The sequence below is a fragment of the Providencia sp. PROV209 genome (assembly GCF_028479485.1).
In the GTDB taxonomy this organism is placed as follows: domain Bacteria; phylum Pseudomonadota; class Gammaproteobacteria; order Enterobacterales; family Enterobacteriaceae; genus Providencia; species Providencia alcalifaciens.
This window is the reverse complement of record NZ_JAMPNR010000024.1, coordinates 45,462-62,358: the sequence shown is the minus strand read 5'-3', so window position 1 is coordinate 62,358 and position 16,897 is coordinate 45,462. Positions and strand designations below refer to the sequence as shown.

General features: G+C 40.9%; 13 protein-coding genes. 8 read left to right on the top strand and 5 right to left on the bottom strand.

Annotation, left to right across the window (positions count from 1 at the left end):
- Positions 1 to 186 precede the first annotated feature (186 nt).
- The gene (glmS, locus tag PR795_RS16715; protein WP_006660644.1) at positions 187 to 2,019 is read left to right on the top strand and encodes a glutamine--fructose-6-phosphate transaminase (isomerizing); all 1,833 of its coding nucleotides are present in this window, start codon (positions 187 to 189) and stop codon (positions 2,017 to 2,019) included.
- Positions 2,020 to 2,092: 73 nt separating this feature from the next.
- Here glmS and PR795_RS16710 read toward each other — a convergent pair whose 3' ends face one another.
- Complete coding sequence (locus tag PR795_RS16710; RefSeq protein WP_006663265.1) at positions 2,093 to 2,773, bottom strand: hypothetical protein; 681 nt, start codon at positions 2,771 to 2,773, stop codon at positions 2,093 to 2,095.
- Positions 2,774 to 2,972: 199 nt separating this feature from the next.
- Between PR795_RS16710 and PR795_RS16705 the strand changes: the two genes are divergently transcribed.
- Positions 2,973 to 4,268 carry an SLC13 family permease gene (locus tag PR795_RS16705; protein WP_181480420.1) on the top strand — a complete coding sequence of 432 codons (1,296 nt, stop codon included), beginning with the start codon at positions 2,973 to 2,975 and terminating at the stop codon, positions 4,266 to 4,268.
- 105 nt (positions 4,269 to 4,373) lie between these two features.
- Here PR795_RS16705 and ulaG read toward each other — a convergent pair whose 3' ends face one another.
- Positions 4,374 to 5,441 carry an L-ascorbate 6-phosphate lactonase gene (gene ulaG, locus PR795_RS16700; protein ID WP_006660641.1) on the bottom strand — a complete coding sequence of 356 codons (1,068 nt, stop codon included), beginning with the start codon at positions 5,439 to 5,441 and terminating at the stop codon, positions 4,374 to 4,376.
- Between the two features lie 115 nt (positions 5,442 to 5,556).
- Positions 5,557 to 6,312 carry an HTH-type transcriptional regulator UlaR gene (gene ulaR / locus PR795_RS16695; RefSeq protein WP_036962470.1) on the bottom strand — a complete coding sequence of 252 codons (756 nt, stop codon included), beginning with the start codon at positions 6,310 to 6,312 and terminating at the stop codon, positions 5,557 to 5,559.
- A gap of 416 nt (positions 6,313 to 6,728) precedes the next feature.
- Here ulaR and PR795_RS16690 point away from each other — a divergent pair, with 416 nt between their 5' ends.
- The 3 genes from PR795_RS16690 (at position 6,729) to PR795_RS16680 (ending at position 9,721) form a co-directional block, all read left to right on the top strand.
- Complete coding sequence (locus PR795_RS16690; protein WP_181480418.1) at positions 6,729 to 8,492, top strand: PTS ascorbate-specific subunit IIBC; 1,764 nt, start codon at positions 6,729 to 6,731, stop codon at positions 8,490 to 8,492.
- Positions 8,493 to 8,558: 66 nt separating this feature from the next.
- Positions 8,559 to 9,026, top strand: a complete 468-nt coding sequence (locus tag PR795_RS16685; protein WP_006663262.1) for a PTS sugar transporter subunit IIA — start codon at positions 8,559 to 8,561, stop codon at positions 9,024 to 9,026.
- Between the two features lie 50 nt (positions 9,027 to 9,076).
- Complete coding sequence (locus tag PR795_RS16680; protein ID WP_006660637.1) at positions 9,077 to 9,721, top strand: 3-keto-L-gulonate-6-phosphate decarboxylase UlaD; 645 nt, start codon at positions 9,077 to 9,079, stop codon at positions 9,719 to 9,721.
- A gap of 66 nt (positions 9,722 to 9,787) precedes the next feature.
- Here PR795_RS16680 and PR795_RS16675 read toward each other — a convergent pair whose 3' ends face one another.
- A complete protein-coding gene (locus tag PR795_RS16675) occupies positions 9,788 to 11,080 on the bottom strand; it encodes an MFS transporter (protein ID WP_006663261.1) in 1,293 nt (430 codons plus the stop codon).
- A gap of 558 nt (positions 11,081 to 11,638) precedes the next feature.
- Here PR795_RS16675 and PR795_RS16670 point away from each other — a divergent pair.
- Positions 11,639 to 12,715, top strand: coding sequence for a nitrilase-related carbon-nitrogen hydrolase (locus PR795_RS16670; RefSeq protein ID WP_006660635.1), 1,077 nt, complete (start codon positions 11,639 to 11,641; stop codon positions 12,713 to 12,715).
- Positions 12,716 to 12,767: 52 nt separating this feature from the next.
- Here PR795_RS16670 and PR795_RS16665 read toward each other — a convergent pair whose 3' ends face one another.
- Positions 12,768 to 13,310: a TetR/AcrR family transcriptional regulator gene (locus tag PR795_RS16665; protein WP_006660634.1), complete on the bottom strand. Its 543-nt coding sequence runs from the start codon at positions 13,308 to 13,310 to the stop codon at positions 12,768 to 12,770.
- 94 nt (positions 13,311 to 13,404) lie between these two features.
- Here PR795_RS16665 and PR795_RS16660 point away from each other — a divergent pair, with 94 nt between their 5' ends.
- Positions 13,405 to 14,895: an MFS transporter gene (locus PR795_RS16660; RefSeq protein WP_036966955.1), complete on the top strand. Its 1,491-nt coding sequence runs from the start codon at positions 13,405 to 13,407 to the stop codon at positions 14,893 to 14,895.
- A 200-nt stretch (positions 14,896 to 15,095) separates the two neighbouring features.
- Positions 15,096 to 16,892 (top strand): IucA/IucC family protein, encoded by a 1,797-nt coding sequence (locus PR795_RS16655; RefSeq protein ID WP_272516957.1) that lies wholly within the window; start codon positions 15,096 to 15,098, stop codon positions 16,890 to 16,892.
- Positions 16,893 to 16,897 lie beyond the last annotated feature (5 nt).

The following is a 16,897-nucleotide window of genomic DNA, read 5'->3' as shown; positions in this document are numbered from 1 at the left end:
TCTAAGAATTAGCAGTCTAAGCAATGTCGGTCAGTTTTTTTAATATAAAAATCGCTACAAAAGTAGCAAACAAATAAAACAATAAAATTCCCCGTTTCTACAAGGCTGGGGAACAGCGAAAGCTGAACAATAATCAGGTTGCGACAATAAGAGGGGAATAACCCCTTTATTTAGGAATAACTTAATATGTGTGGAATTGTTGGTGCTGTCGCACAACGTGATATCGCGGAAATTCTGTTAGAAGGTCTTCGCCGTTTAGAATACCGTGGTTATGACTCTGCGGGTATGGCGGTGGTTGATCATGAAGGTCATCTGCAACGCTTACGTGAAGTCGGTAAAGTACAAATGCTGGCGGAAGAAGCAGAAAAAAATCCTGTTTCTGGTGGAACGGGTATCGCGCATACTCGCTGGGCGACTCATGGTATTCCAAGTGAGCGTAATGCTCACCCTCATACCTCAGGTTATATCGCCGTTGTTCACAACGGAATTATCGAAAACTATTTAGAGCTGAAAGAAGCGCTGAAAAAACTCGGTTATATCTTCAGTTCAGATACTGATACCGAAGTTATTGCGCACCTTGTTCATCATGAACAGCAACAAGGCGGTACATTATTGGAAGTCGTTCAGCGCGTGATCCCACAATTACGTGGTGCTTATGGCACTGTGATTATGGATAGCCGTAATCCTGATTTACTCGTTGCTGCGCGTTCGGGTAGCCCACTGGTTATCGGTCTTGGTGTTGGCGAAAACTTCTTAGCTTCCGACCAATTGGCATTATTGCCAGTCACTCGTCGCTTTATCTACCTTGAAGAAGGGGATATTGCTGAAGTGACTCGTCGCACTGTGCGTATTTTTGATAAGCAAGGCGCACCAGTTGAGCGTGAACAGATTGAATCGAATGTTCAATACGATGCAGGTGATAAAGGCGCTTACCGTCATTACATGCAAAAAGAGATTTATGAACAGCCGATGGCAATTAAGAACACTCTTGAAGGGCGTTTTAGCCAAGATAATGGCATCGACCTGAGCGAATTAGGTTCGAAAGCCAGCGAAATTCTGTCTCAAGTTGATCATATCCAAATCGTAGCGTGCGGAACCTCCTATAACGCAGGTATGGTTGCGCGTTACTGGTTTGAATCACTCGCTGGTATTCCATGTGATGTTGAAATTGCGTCAGAGTACCGTTACCGTAAACCCGCTCACCGTAAAGGTAGCTTAATGATCACCATTTCCCAATCAGGGGAAACGGCGGATACATTAGCGGCTCTACGTTTATCGAAAGAGCTAGGTTACTTAACATCGCTGGCAATTTGTAACGTGGGTGCGTCTTCATTAGTTCGCGAATCTGAATTTTCCCTGATGACCAAAGCCGGTGCGGAAATTGGTGTTGCGTCGACTAAAGCATTCACAACCCAGCTAACCGTATTGTTAATGTTGGTGGCTTACATGGGCCGCCTCAAAGGGGCAAAACCAGAGTTAGAAGAGCGTATCGCGACGGCTCTGCATGCATTGCCAGCGCGCATTGAAAGCATGTTATCTCAGGATAAAGTGATTGAAGCATTAGCTGAAGATTTCTCTGATAAGAGCCATGCACTGTTTTTAGGTCGTGGTGACCAGTTCCCTATTGCCGTTGAAGGCGCACTGAAGCTGAAAGAGATCTCTTACATTCATGCAGAAGCTTACGCTGCGGGCGAATTGAAACATGGTCCATTGGCACTCATTGATGCGGATATGCCAGTCATCATCGTTGCACCAAATAACGAATTGCTAGAAAAGCTGAAATCTAACATTGAAGAAGTGCGTGCGCGTGGCGGTTTACTGTATGTGTTTGCTGACCAAGATGCAGGTTTTGAAGCGAGCGAAAATATGAAAATTGTTTCTCTACCTCATGTGGAAGAGTTAATTGCACCAATTTTCTATACTGTTCCTCTACAACTCCTGTCTTATCATGTCGCCTTAATCAAAGGGACTGACGTAGACCAACCGCGTAACCTCGCTAAATCGGTGACGGTTGAGTAATCATCCACTGCTTTAAAAATACAGCCAGTATGGCGGATTTAGTTATACTGGCTTTTTATTACCACCAAGATATTCAGTCTAAACTGTATTTTTCTGGCGATTTCATTCTTTTGGGAACCACCAGCTCCTCTCCACGAAAACATTCAAAATCTTCATAAAACTCTTCACTCGCTATTGAATTTCGTCGGCCTTGATAAGATAGAGTGACTTGATCAGCATCGATTAAATATAATTTACCCTGTTTATCTTTCTTCACATTTCCCTGTACATAAAAATCATGAAGGATACGTTGGTGAGATTTTATAAAATCAAAGGCTTCTAATGGTTGGGCATCTTCACCATCGACAAATTTAGTGATTAAAATACGCTGGCCTGTATCGGGTAAGGTGGAGGTTCTGGAAAAATGATGACCATTGATTTCATTTAATATACGCGAAGTTCTTTTGCAGGTAGCGTACTCTGGTGCGAACTGGTCTGGTTTTTTTGGCACTTTTATAACGTAATTTTCAAAACGATATGCATTTCCGTAGCTACCCTCGCCAATTTTTCTTAGATTTTTAACCGAAATATTACCGCATTGGATCTGAGCTGAAAATTTATCAATCATTTCAATAGATTTGCTCTTTATTAATTGAGATTGAATATTGTTAACAGCCAAGATATGGAGCTGTGATTTAGTTAATTCATTGGGGATTGTTTTATTTTGGGTGATGAGGTGGTCTACATATTTTGAGTAAGGAATCGGTATAATCATATTGTTTACTTTATTTATTATAGTGTTAAAAAATAAAGTTAAATGTATATAAAGTCACCTTTATAAACTATAACAAACCGATGGTATTTAGTTTGTTATATATACATCTATAGAGTATTAATTTCACGTATACTTAATTTTCTTGATGCAGTTTCGAGCAATAATTGAAAATAATAAAACCAAGATAAAGGCGACGTGGATGGCAGACATAGAATGGTTGAGTGCGGTTGTCATCGCAATCACAATAGGGTTTTGGGCGACAGGGAAGTTACCAGAATATCTGGTTGCATTACTGTTTTTAGCCGCAGCGGCATGTTTACATTTAGCACCGACCAATGTCATTTTTTCTGGGTTTACCTCAGAAGCATTTTGGTTGGTACTGAGTGGATTCATTCTCGGGTTTGCCATCAATAAAGTGGGGCTGGCGGAGCGTATCGCTCAACATATTTCAGGGCGTTTCACGAGTTCATGGCTAAAGCTGATTATTGGTGTGGTAATCCTCGCTTATGGACTGGCATTTATTATGCCGTCGAATATGGGGCGAATCGCATTATTAATGCCAATTGTCATGGCGATTGCGGACAAAGTTGGGTTACAAAGTGGTAGCCGAGGACGCATTGGATTAGCGCTGGCGGTGGGTTTTGGTACTTTCCAACTGTCGGCAACAATATTGCCTGCCAACGTGCCTAATTTAGTGATGGCGGGGGCAATAGAAACCACGTATCACCTTAAACTTTCCTATTTAAATTATCTGTTCCTGCATATGCCGATCTTAGGGCTTATCAAAGGTTCGTTGGTTGTTCTGTGCATTTATTTCCTATTTCCCGCTAAATTGCAGCCAGTAGCTGAGCAGAAAACCTTACCGCCGATGAGCCGTGATGAGAAAAAGCTAGGCATCGTATTAGCGATAACGTTGTTATTTTGGATCACGGATACCGCTCATGATATTTCTCCTGCGTGGGTTGGGCTGGTGGCCGCGTGTTTTTGTTTACTGCCGAAAGTCGGGTTTGTCACCAATGACGAGTTTGTGAAAGCCGTGAATATCCGCACGTGTATTTATGTAGCAGGGATTTTGAGCCTTGCCACATTAGTGAGTTATTCCAATGTAGGCATGGTGGTTGGTACTTACTTACAGAAGATGCTACCACTTGATCCAAATAACCCATTTATAGATTTTGGTAGTTTGGTGGGTCTGACCAGCGGTTTAAATTTTGTAGTGACAGCCAATGGTGTTCCTGCGCTTTATACCCCATTAGCAGAGTCACTCTCTAATGCTACCGGTTTCCCACTGATTGCGGTTCTTATGGTGCAAGTGATTGGTTATTCAACACCATTGTTGCCTTACCAAGCGTCTCCGATCGTCGTAGCGATGGGGATGGGAAAAGTCCCGTTAATGGATGGGATTAGATTGTGCCTTATCTTGTTTATTTTGACCTTTTTCCTCTTGGTGCCGCTGGATTATTTTTGGTTTAAATTGCTGGGCGTGATCCCTTAATCACTATTTTTGTGATTAACATAAAGTTAGCGGTTTTATTAAGATAATAAAAATCCGGTAAGGAATGCGCCTTACCGGATTTTGTTTTTTTAATCGATATCAACCTTACAAGAAGGCTTTATACGGCAATTCAGGTTCGTTTTTAAAGATATCTTGGAAGCCTCTGAAATGCTGATAATGCATACGCCCCTTATCCGTTGGGTAGGTATATTTTCCTCCGACTTGCCAGAAGAATGGGGCAAATTTATATTGTAAGCGCTCTTTTTTCATATTCCACAGCACTTCAATTTCACGTGGATCATTTTGGAAGTTTGCCCAAATATCGTGGTGGAATGGAATGACGGTGGTGCAATCTAAAGACTCTGCGGCACGTAAAATATCGGATGAGGTCATTTTATCAGTGACGCCACGCGGGTTTTCACCGAAAGAAAGCAGTGCAACATCGATATTGTAGCGGTTACCATGTGCGGCGTAATAGTTGGAATAGTGAGAGTCACCAGAGTGATAGAGCGAACCGCCTGTGGTTTCAATTAAATAGTTCACTGCACGGTCATCCATACCATCTAAAATTGCTTTGTCATAGGACGAAACACCTTTTGGTAAGGTCACTAGCGCTGTTCGGTCGAATGAATCCAGTACGCGAATTTTCATGTCGCCCACTTCAATCACATCACCGACTTTTGCCACAATACAGCGATCTTCTGGTACACCCCAGCCAGTCCACAGATTGACACAGGCTTGTGGGCCGATAAATTTCACATGATCGCCACAGTTTTGCAGTACCGCCGCAGCGACGTTAACATCAATATGATCGGCATGATCATGGGATGCCAAAATGGCATCAACATCTTTAATTGCAAAGGGATCAAGAGGGAAGATTGAGGTACGTAGGTTAGGCTGTAATGCTTCAACACCCCCCATTCGCATCATTTGATGTTGCTGGTTCATCAGCGGATTTTTCTGTGTCTTTTTGCCAGTTCCACACCAAAAATCGATGGAAATATTGGTGTTGCCTGCGCTTTTCAACCAAATACCTGTACAGCCTAGCCACCACATAGAGAAGGTATTTGGCTCTACAACGGTTTTTTCAATCTCTTCATTCAACCATGTTCCCCATTCAGGGAATGTGCTTAAAATCCAAGATTCACGGGTAATTTCATTTACTTTACTCATAGCAACACCTTTCCTATCCAGAATTTCAAATGTAGGGGATTAGCGCCTTATTAATGAAAATAAGGCGAAATACAGAATAAATTTGTTAATTCGTTGAATTAGATTGTTAGTCTAATTATACAAGGATGACTTGCGTGCCTTGGGCTTTGATGGCTTGGAGAATTTTCGGGTCGGCGCTTTTACCTGTGATCAGATAGTCAATTTTATTTGTGGGGCAAAAAAGCATGCCAGTTTGACTTCCCACTTTTGAACTATCCACAACGACAACCAGTTTATCTATGCGATCAAGCATCTGTTGCTCAGCAACGGCAGTCAGCATATCTGTTTTATACAGCCCTGCTTCCGTTAACCCTTTCCCTGAGGTAAACATCCAGTTTCCGGCATAGCCCATCAATGTGCTGAGGGCTGGGTTAAGAAAAATACCTTGTATTCGGTTATATTGCCCGCCAATCAGAATCACGTCCTCGTGTTCTTCTTCAATCAAGTAGCTGGCTAGCGGGAAATAGTTGGTCACAATTTGCACGCCTTTTCCACAAAGCTGCTGTCCTAGCAAAAATGCGGTGGAACCACAGTTGATAACAACGCTATCTCCGGGTTGGCAAAGCTCCGCTGCTTTTACCGCAATCTGTGATTTCTCTTCGTAATGATCGGTACTGTTGATATTCAGTGGTGACCATTTGCGTTTTTTCTCTTCAATGCGCTCCGCACCATTACGTATTTTTTTGAGCTTACCTTGCTCATCCAGTTTGGCGATATCTCGACGGGCGGTTGCAGGCGAGATATTAAAATGCTCTGTAATGAAAGATACGTTAATGATTTGATTTTCTTTCAATAAAGACAAAATTTCATGATGTCTTTGTGTCTCATTCATGTGTCGCGCCTTATTTCTGTATAATCATTTTTCGTCGTGAGTGGTGATAGTCAGTATGACAACTTTTGATTCAAAATGATTAGATTTGATTCTATATGATCACAATGAAAATTGTCAACTTACTAATTTCAAAAATTACCCATGTTAAATAAAACATATAACTAACTGTAAAATATCATTTTTACTATATTTGTTGTGATCGACACAGCAAATGTAGGGTTTTTTGCTGGTCAAAAAGTATCACTTTAAACAATCATAAATGAGCACTTAATGATTACTTATGATTGCAAAATGTATTTGAGTGATTGAATTGATAAACTGTTTGATTATAGCGTGATAATGCTTGTCTGTGATCAGGGTAATGTACTTTTAAATAAGATAATAATTCACACTAAATTTGATTTAGGGGTAAAAATATGGATTTTCTGTACGACTCATTCTATATTTTTTACAGCCAAGTGATGACAAAAGCCCCGTTATTACTGGGATTAGTCACGTTGATTGGCTACTGGCTTCTAAAGAGAGATGGTACGACCATCCTAAAAGGAACCATTAAAACCATCGTCGGCTTTATGTTAGTGCAAGTGGGTGCCGACACATTAGTCTCCAGTTTTAAACCTGTCATTGCCAAAATGTCAGAGTATCATCACCTTACCGGCTCAGTTATTGACCCTTATACCTCAATGATGGCGACCATGGAAACCATGGGAGATAACTATTCATGGGTGGGTTATACGGTGCTGATTGCATTGGGTATTAACATACTGTTGGTTCTGTTCCGTCGTATTACGGGAATACGCACCATTATGCTGACGGGGCATATCATGTTCCAGCAAGCAGGGTTGATTGCAGTATTCTATTTTGTGCTGGGAACCAGTATGTGGGAAACCATTATCTATTCTGCAATTCTGATGGCGTTATATTGGGGCATTTCGTCCAATATTATGTTTAAGCCAACGGAATCTGTCACTGGTGGAGCTGGGTTTTCAATTGGTCACCAGCAACAAGTCGCATCATGGATTGCTACCAAAATAGCGCATAAGCTCGGTGATAAAAATGATAGCGTCGATAATCTTAAGTTGCCGAAATGGCTGCATATTTTCCATGATAGCATTGCTGCCACTGCCATTGTTATGACGGTTTTCTTCGGTATCATCCTCCTTTCCTTTGGATTAACTAACCTGCAAGAAATGGCAGGGAAAACCCATTGGAGTATCTATATTTTAGAAACCGGTTTGAAATTCGCAGTCGCCATTCAGATCATCGTGACTGGGGTGCGGATGTTTGTCGCCGAGCTGTCTGAAGCATTTAAAGGAATTTCTGAGCGTGTTATTCCTAATGCTGTCCTTGCCATTGACTGCGCCGCAATTTACGCATTCTCGCCAAATGCAATGGTGTTTGGTTTCATGTGGGGGGCATTAGGTCAGTTTACTGCGGTGTTAATCATGTTGGGATTAAGCTCTCCGATCATGATTATTCCAGGCTTTATTCCGATGTTCTTCTCTAATGCCACGATAGGGGTGTTTGCTAACCATTTTGGTGGCTGGAAAGCCGTTATGAAAATCTGTTTTGTGATGGGGATTATTGAGGTCTTTGGATCGGCATGGGCGATATCGTTATTTAGCCAACAAGGAACGGATTTTAGCGGCTGGATGGGAATGGCTGACTGGGCATTAGTTTTCCCACCTGTGATGCAAGGTCTCTCTTTCTCAAAATATTTTTTCTTTGTGTTGATTGGACTGTCATTTGTTTATATGTACTTTGCATCAAAAAGATTGCGTGCGGAAGAAGATGCTCAAGCGGCTGCGGTGGTAGAGCCACAGGTAGCGCAGAATATTGAGAACGAGCAAACCCAGCAACCTATTTCAAGCAGTGCTAGACCTGTCAGTATCCTCGCCGTGTGTGGTAATGGGCAGGGTTCATCAATGATGATGAAAATGAAAATTGCCAAATATCTTGAAAGTAAGGGCATTCCTCATGTTATGGATTCCTGCGCGGTCTCGGATTACAAATCAAAATTGGCGAACACCGATATCATTGTTTCATCCAAGCATCTCTCATCCGAAATGGATGCAGGGGAAGGCAAATTCATTCTGGGCGTTCAGAACATGTTAAACCCGAACTCATTCGGCGATGAATTACTGTCAATTATTCATAATAACTTTAGTGAATCGAAATAAATCCAATAACTAAATTTGTCATGGGTATTCAGTGATGAGTGTCCATGACCATAGGAGAGCAATGCCATGGGTTTTAAACAATCTCTAATGGAGAACAATTCCATTCAGTTACACGCCTCGGCGGATAATTGGCAGGATGCGATTAAGATTGGCACCGATATGCTCATTGCATCAGGTGCGATTTTACCGGACTACCATGAAGCAATTATTAGCAGCGTCAAAGAGTTAGGTCCTTATATCTGTATTGCTCCTAATTTAGCCTTGCCTCATGCTCGCCCTGAAAATGGTGTCTTAAAAACAGCTTTTGCTTTAGTCACTCTTAAAGAACCCATTGTATTTGATGGGGAAAGTGAACCTGTAGATGTCTTGATCACTTTAGCGGGTAGCTCTTCTGATGAGCATATGGAAGGTTTAATGGAAGTGACTCAAGTGTTGGATGATGAGGAGAGCGAAACGGGGATTGACCTCGATAAAATTCGCCGCTGTACCAGCGCTGAAGATGTTTATCAGGTGATTGATGCTGCATTAGCTTAAGCCGCTATGTATGAAATCTCCGAATTAATCTAAAACACTAGGATAATCAAATGACTAAACCTTTAATTCAAATTGCATTAGACCAAACGAATCTGAAAGATGCGCTGGTAGTCGCTAATAACGTTGAGTCTTTTGTTGATGTAATTGAAATTGGTACCATTTTAGCTTTTGCCGAAGGAATGAATGCGGTATCGACGCTGCGTCGTAATCATCCATCCCACATTATTGTGTGTGACATGAAAACGACAGATGGTGGCGCTATTTTATCCAAAATGGCATTCGAAGCCGGAGCCGATTGGATCACGGTTTCTGCGGCCGCGCATATTGCCACCATCACTGCGTGTAAAAAAGTGGCGGATGAATTTAAGCGTGAAATTCAAATTGAGCTGTATGGTAATTGGACATTAGACGATGCGCAGCGCTGGGTGGATTTAGGGATCAAACAGGCGATTTACCACCGTTCCCGTGATGCTGAATTAGCCGGAGTCGGTTGGGGGCCTGAAGATCTTACCAAAATGCGCCAACTTTCTGATTTAGGTCTCGAATTGTCGATAACAGGCGGTATTGTGCCAGAAGATATTCACCTTTTTGAAGGCATCAAAGCGAAAGCCTTTATTGCCGGTCGAGCGTTGGTCGGGGAAAAAGGAAAAGCGACGGCTGAAGCATTGCGTGAGCAAATTAACCGTTTTTGGTGATAATCCTGAATAGATAATAGATAAAAAATCCCCTCTCAATGGTAGAGGGGATTTTTTATCTATTATCTATAGACGCTTACTAGGAAGTAGCATGACAGCAATACCGCCAATGACGGTTACGGCTGAGAATGCTGCAAAGTTCCAACTACTTGCGACACCCAAGCTGGCAATATACGCTCCAAACATCGGTCCAGACATGGCACCTACACGGGAAATACTCATTGTCCAACCGGTTGCAGAAGCCCGTACGCTTGATGGATAGAAATGCGCAACATAGCCCGTTAGGATGAGTGGTGCAGAAATGCAGCCAATCCCAGCAAGACCGACAAGTAAATAGTTCATATAGATATTTTGTTTAAATACCATCAAACCAATACCCATAGCGCCAAGCATAAAGAAGAACGCAACAGTTCCTCTAGCGCCGCATTTATCGGCGACTTTCCCGAGGAATAACCCACCTAGTGCTGAAGACAAACTGAACACCACTAAGAAGGTTAAGCTGGAGCCCAGATCGTAACCCTCTTTACGCATAATGGAGGGTAGCCAAGTATTGAGCCCGTAAACAATGAAACCACCACAAAACAGCGCAACCCAGAAACAGCAAGTTGCTCGTAGGTAGTCTTTGGAAAAGATAATCGCAACCACTTCTTTTAAACTGCGGGAAGCTTGTTTTTCGTGTTTCACAGGTTCGTGATAGGTAACTTCAAGCTTTTCAGCCAATTTTTTCGCTTTATCGTGTAACCCTCGATTGTTGAGGTATTCAATAGATTCAGGTAACAGGCGAGACATCGGCCAGATTAACAGCAAGGGTAAAGCACCGACTATCATCACGCCACGCCAACCAAATTGGCTAAGAATAGCGATAGCAACGAGTGCAGCACATAAAATACCGAGTGAATAGCCCGAGTACATGATGGCATAGTTGAACGATCTTTTTTCGGTTGGGGAATATTCTATTGTGAGGGCGGCAGCGACAGGAATAACCCCCCCAAGACCGATACCACCGATAAATCGCATTAATCCAAAAAACCAAGGTGTTGGCGCTAAAGCGGTGGCTAACATGGTGGACGAAAACAGCGTAACGCAGATTAATAGCATGCGTCGTCGACCATATAACTCGCTTAACGTTCCGATAATAAAAGCACCAAAGAACATTCCCACGAGGGTATAACTGCTCAAGGCGCCTAATTCAATTGGGGTTAAATTCCACTCTTTATATTCAGAGAGTGTGGGTAAAACCGCACCCATAACCCCGACGTCATAACCTTCAAATAAAATGCTTAGCCAGCAAACCAGCATGACTTTAAAGGTCGTGCGTTTTGAGGATACAGATGTAATTTCAGATGTTTGTATTGTCATAAATCACTCTCTAATCGTTATTCGATCGATATTTTTTTAATGGCAAGTACGTATATTTTTTAAATCTGAAAAGCCGACAATACACTTTACTTTTTTAAGTTAAATCACAATAGAAATGTTAATGAAATGTACAATAAATGCAGTAAGCGGATATTTCATGCATTTTTTGTTTTTGTATTAAATATTAATAAATCTTAAGATTTATATTTATTTCTCCTTTTATTTTATAAATGAAAATGTATTCCTATATTACTTTCATGCAGAAATTAAAAAGATTTAAAATTACGTAACAAATTGATTTGCAACTGTATAAAACAAAAGTAACGTTAGGTTATATTTGTAATAAATAGGGTTTATAGCAGGTTATTAATATGTTTATAGCTTAAATTTTTAATTGAAATATTAGTTATGAATAGTGATGAAACTAAGCGTAAATATCCATAAAATGAAAATTAATATATATTTGACATAAAATTAACATATGAATAATATTCGATGAGTTTGATTTTTGAACAATGCAAAATGCAGGTAACTCGAAAATAAAATCGGAGAATTATTATGATAAAGCCATATGGTGTAGTGGGTTTAGTGCCAACAACGTGGGGAATAAAAACGCGTAGCGATATTATGAAAAATATCGACCATCTTGAAGAGCTATCCCATGGTGCGCTGTGGCTATCTTCATTAGATCTTCCCGTGAGGTTACTCGTCCTCCCGGAGGGTGCATTACAAGGCTTCAATGATGAAGCGCTGGATTTGCCTATTGCGGAATTCTTAAAAGACGGGGCTATTGATATCCCAGGCCCAGAAACCGATAGGTTAGGTGAGTTAGCGAAATCTCAAAATGTTTACATCATGGCGCAGGCGAAAACACGTGATCCTGATTGGCCGGGAATTATGTTTAACGTCGGGTTTATTATTGACCCGAAAGGTAACATTATTCTGAAACACCATAAAATGTCCTCTTTACTGCCCTGTGAGCGGTCGGCATCTCCTCATGATCTGTATGATGAGTGGATTAAAAAATATGGACGCTCATTACAGTCTTTTTGGCCTGTTGTTGATACCGAAATTGGTCGTTTAGGGATCATGATGGCGATGGAAGGAAATTTTCCTGAAAATGGTCGAGGTCTGGCATTAAATGGAGCTGAAGTGGTGTATCGAGCATCATTACCGACACCATTTACTGAAAATGACTTGTTTGAGATATCCAACCGTGCCCGAGCATTGGAAAATAACTTCTATGTTGTCGCGCCTAATATTGGCTCAATGTATATGTTTCCAACCACGCAAGCGCCTATTGACTGTGGTGGCGGCCGTTCACTGATAGTCGACTACAAAGGTAAAATTGTTGGTAAACAAGAAGATACTAACGGGTCAACCTATGTTTACGGGGTGATTGACATTGAAGCGATGCGCTATCATCGCGCGAATGCTTCGGTCAGTAACTGGCTGAAAGATATTCGAACTGAATGCGCCCAGCTCATTTATGAAAATCCAATCTACCCAAAAAATACGTATCTGAATGAGCCACAGGGTAATCATAAACACTATCGCGAAACCATTTTGAACAAGCAAATTGAAAAAATGATCGAACGAAATGTATTTGTACCGAGTGTTTACGATAAAAAATAAGAAATAACAAATAACAATCAAGTAGAGGCATATAGCAATATATGCCTTGCGATTAAGGCTTATTAAATTCGCTGATCATATCGGTAAAAATCCCCTGCCATTCTTCGTCATCGATATCCATTAAACCAAAATAGCGTAACGTGAAGGCGCCTTCAGTGGCTAAAAATAACAGTCGGGCACGTTTACCCCTTTCAGTCGATAAATCTAAGTTTGCAATACGTTCTCGATACCACTTACGAGTACTTTCTAAATATTCAGGCGTCTGAAGCAGTGATGCCATTAACGCAGCACCTTTGGCAATACTGGTTTTATCGTGATCGGCAGTGGCTTTCATGTGGGCGATTACGCGACCCTCAGGGGAATTATCCTCCGCGATTTTTTGGTTAAAAATTTCATCATAAGAGTGACCCCAACGTTCAAACATCGCATCAATTAACGCTTCTTTATTACCAAAGCAGTATTGGACTCCACCTTTGGAAATCCCCATTGATTTGGCGACTGCATCAATCGTGAGTGCAGTAGCACCTTGTTTGATAACAATCTCTTCTGCTGCTTCCAGCACTTTCTCACGATCAATCGTTCGTTGACGTCCCATTTAAAAAAAACCTCTTTTCAATACGTACGTATGGAATTATATTGTAACACGATCATCCATCAAGGTGATCAATTAAACAAGTTGAGAAGATTTTATGATAACAGATTATAAACGTTGGATTATCCTCCTATTAGTGTCGAGTGTGTTATTTCTCATCGTCATTGATGTCACCGTACTATATACCGCGTTACCTAAGTTAACCCATGATTTAGGTGCAACAGCATCTGAAAAATTATGGATTATGAATGCTTATCCGTTAGTCGTGGCAGGTCTCTTACCTGCTGCGGGAATGTTAAGTGATAAAGTAGGGCATAAATTTATGTTTCTACTTGGATTGCCTCTATTTGCACTTGCCTCTTTGTGTGCAGCATTTTCACCAACAGCATTCAGCTTAATTTTATCTCGTGGTTTTTTAGCGGTCGGTGCTGCGATTAGTATGCCAGCGACGTTAGCAATTGTTCGCCAAGTATTTTTAGATCCTAAAGAGCGAGCGCTGGCGATTGGTATTTGGTCTGCTGTGGCATCCGGTGGTGCGGCTATAGGACCCCTAGTTGGTGGTATATTGCTTAATCATTTTTGGTGGGGCTCTGTATTTTTGATCAACGTACCAGTGGTTCTGTTGGTGATCCCTTTTGCACTCTATTTAATTCCGAAAAGTAGTAAGAATTCTAATCAACCTATTGATTATTTAGGCTCTTTATTTATTTTGGTAGGCTTGATTGGCTCAATTTATGCCTTAAAAGAGCTGGGTAAACCGAATATTGATTGGTTTACGTTGCTGATAGCGGCTGTGGTAGGCATTGTATTTTTGGTCATTTTTAGCCGTCGACAGTTAACCGCCGAAAAACCCATGCTGGATTTCAAGTTGCTCAGTGACCCGCAATTTTTTGCAGGGATTATGATGGCAATTTTGTCTGTGGTTATTATTGTGGGGGTTGAATTGCTGTTGAGCCAGCGCTTGCAGTTGGTTCTTGGGTATACCCCATTTGAGGCTGCGTTGTACATTATTCCGATCCCTATCGCATCGGTACTCGCTGCGCCTTTAGCGGGTATGTATTTGCATAAAGTCGGTGCCAAATTGATGATGATTTTGGGATTCACTTGTACGCTAATTGGTGTTGCAGGGTTAACGTGGGTGTTCAAATCCTCTACAGGCATTGTGTTACTGTCATTTTTATTTTGCGTTGGCTTTGGGCTCGGTGCCATTTTTACCACGGCTTCCACCACTATTATGCTGAATGCGCCAGATGAAAAAGCAGGGATGGCCGCCTCCATTGAGGAAGTCGCTTATGAGTTAGGTAGTGTACTGGGCGTCACGTTTATGGGGGGGTTGATGACCGCAATTTATACGTCGAAGTTAACATTACCCGAAAGTCTATCTGTCGCGGATAAAGCTTACGATAGCCTCGATGAAGCGTTAATTGTGGCAGAAGGGTTACCGCAAGATAGTGCAAATCTCTTAGTAAATCAGGCGAGTATGGCATTTGATAGCGCATTTATGTCTGTCATGATTGCCACGATAATCGTGCTGGTGGTGAGTATTGTTGTGTTGCCGTTTTTCTTTCGCCAAAAGCGTACAGCCTAAGCAATGTTGTCTAAATTATATTGCCTAAATAATATGGTCTAAAAATTGAGAACAAAGTGCGCTAAATAAAAGCGCACTTTTCATTAATTTCAAAATTATCTAATAAGTATGTATATCTAACACCCTTTAAAATGGTCTATCTATCGCATTTTACTTACTCTGCATTTTCAATCTGGTAAGAATGAGAAATGAGGGTATTTATGCAATTAGAACAATGTGATAGTTTAATTTTCCGTGATAATTACTTGACTCAAAAAAGTTGGCTCGCGGCGAACAAAATGATGACAAAGAAGCTCCTAACGGAGCTTACCCATGAAAGAATTATCACACCGATATTAATCGGTGAAGATAATTATGTTTTTAAGATTGATAGCCAACAGGTTCGCTATCATTTCAAAGCGAAGAAGTATCTCTTAGAGCATTTAGATATTTGTCTCGATTCCATTAAAAAATATAAACAAGAACAAGAAGTTCCTATTGATGCCTTAGAACTGTTCATTGAATTATTTGAGTTTTTAGAGGTAGATAAATCGCTACTACCCATACATGTTGATGAAATGATCTCGACATTAAACAGTTGGGCCTATAAGCGAACTGCGGATCGCCTTAACGCCGAAGCACTAATACATGCCGATTATCAATTAATAGAATCTACGATGGATGAAGGGCATCCCGTTTTAGTCGCCAATAAAGGGTGCAATGGGTTTGATTTCATTGATTCTCTTAAATATTCCCCAGAATGTGGCGCTCAACAACATGTTGTGTGGATTGCGGTTTATAAAGAGAAAGCTACGTTCAGTGCAATTTCCTCATTAAATTACCAAGATTTAATCCATTCAGAGCTCTCTAAAGAGGAAATTAGTCATTTCAATGAAGTACTTCAACAGAATGAGGTGTTGAACGAAGATTACTACTGGATGCCAGTGCATCAGTGGCAGTGGCGTGAAAAGGTCTTAATTCGATTTGCAGCTGATATTGCTCGTAAAAAAATTATTTACTTAGGAATAAGTTCTGATTCTTATAAGGCCCAGCAATCGATTCGAACACTGTTCAATGTCAGTCAGCCAAATAAGCGTTATATCAAGCTAGCCATCTCGATTTTTAATTCCGGATTTATGCGCGGGCTTTCCCCCTATGCAATGAAAACGGCACCGGCAGTTAATGAAAGTCTCGATAACATATTTTCACAAGATGCTTATTTGATTGATAAAAATTTCAAACTACTGAAAGAAGTTGCCGCAATAGGATACCGTGACACTTTGTTTGAAAGGGTCATCACTGAGGAATCACCTCAAAAACATATGTTGTCCGCACTGTGGCGAGAAAATCCATATGATAAAATCGATAAAAATCAGCGATTAATGACCATGGCGTCATTACTCCATATTGATAACCACGGTACATCTTTCCTTATTGAATTAATCAAAGCATCCGGTCTGTCTGGGCGAGAATGGATACGTGAGTATTTAAAACGCTATTTATCGCCGCTATTGCATCTCTTCTACGCTTACGATGTTGTATTTATGCCTCATGGTGAAAACGTTATTTTGATTATTGAAGAGGACAAACCTGCCGGCATTTTCATGAAGGACATTGCGGAAGAGGTCGGTATTTTAAACCATGAAGGTGAGTTACCTGAGGCACTAGTTGAACGCGCTTACACTATGTTAGACAGTGAGAAAATTGAACACTTTTGGACTGAATCATTCGACTATTTCTTCCGCTATATGGCTGTTATTTTAGATAAAAACCAATGCTTAGATGAGGATGATTTCTGGCGATTGGTTGCGGATAATATTCATGAATATCAGGAAGAGCACCCTGAATTACACGAGAAGTATGTGCGGTTAAATCTGTTTGAACCAGCATTTAAACAAACATGCTTGAATCAACAAAAAGTACTGCATGGTCCTGAATGTTTGTCGCTTATCGAAATCAAAACCAATAAGCATCTTAATAGAATGATATCTAATCCATTATTTTTATTTAAAAAATAGTTAAT

What these genes read in the sequence shown, in the direction of transcription:
- ulaR (WP_036962470.1), bottom strand. Translation starts at nt 6,312, where the DNA reads ATGAATGAGACACAAAGACATCATGAAATTTTGTCTTTATTGAAAGAA.
- PR795_RS16705 (WP_181480420.1), top strand. Translation starts at nt 2,973, where the DNA reads ATGGCAGACATAGAATGGTTGAGTGCGGTTGTCATCGCAATCACAATA.
- PR795_RS16670 (WP_006660635.1), top strand. Translation starts at nt 11,639, where the DNA reads ATGATAAAGCCATATGGTGTAGTGGGTTTAGTGCCAACAACGTGGGGA.
- PR795_RS16690 (WP_181480418.1), top strand. Translation starts at nt 6,729, where the DNA reads ATGGATTTTCTGTACGACTCATTCTATATTTTTTACAGCCAAGTGATG.
- PR795_RS16660 (WP_036966955.1), top strand. Translation starts at nt 13,405, where the DNA reads ATGATAACAGATTATAAACGTTGGATTATCCTCCTATTAGTGTCGAGT.
- PR795_RS16675 (WP_006663261.1), bottom strand. Translation starts at nt 11,080, where the DNA reads ATGACAATACAAACATCTGAAATTACATCTGTATCCTCAAAACGCACG.
- PR795_RS16685 (WP_006663262.1), top strand. Translation starts at nt 8,559, where the DNA reads ATGGGTTTTAAACAATCTCTAATGGAGAACAATTCCATTCAGTTACAC.
- PR795_RS16710 (WP_006663265.1), bottom strand. Translation starts at nt 2,773, where the DNA reads ATGATTATACCGATTCCTTACTCAAAATATGTAGACCACCTCATCACC.
- PR795_RS16665 (WP_006660634.1), bottom strand. Translation starts at nt 13,310, where the DNA reads ATGGGACGTCAACGAACGATTGATCGTGAGAAAGTGCTGGAAGCAGCA.
- ulaG (WP_006660641.1), bottom strand. Translation starts at nt 5,441, where the DNA reads ATGAGTAAAGTAAATGAAATTACCCGTGAATCTTGGATTTTAAGCACA.
- PR795_RS16680 (WP_006660637.1), top strand. Translation starts at nt 9,077, where the DNA reads ATGACTAAACCTTTAATTCAAATTGCATTAGACCAAACGAATCTGAAA.
- PR795_RS16655 (WP_272516957.1), top strand. Translation starts at nt 15,096, where the DNA reads ATGCAATTAGAACAATGTGATAGTTTAATTTTCCGTGATAATTACTTG.
- glmS (WP_006660644.1), top strand. Translation starts at nt 187, where the DNA reads ATGTGTGGAATTGTTGGTGCTGTCGCACAACGTGATATCGCGGAAATT.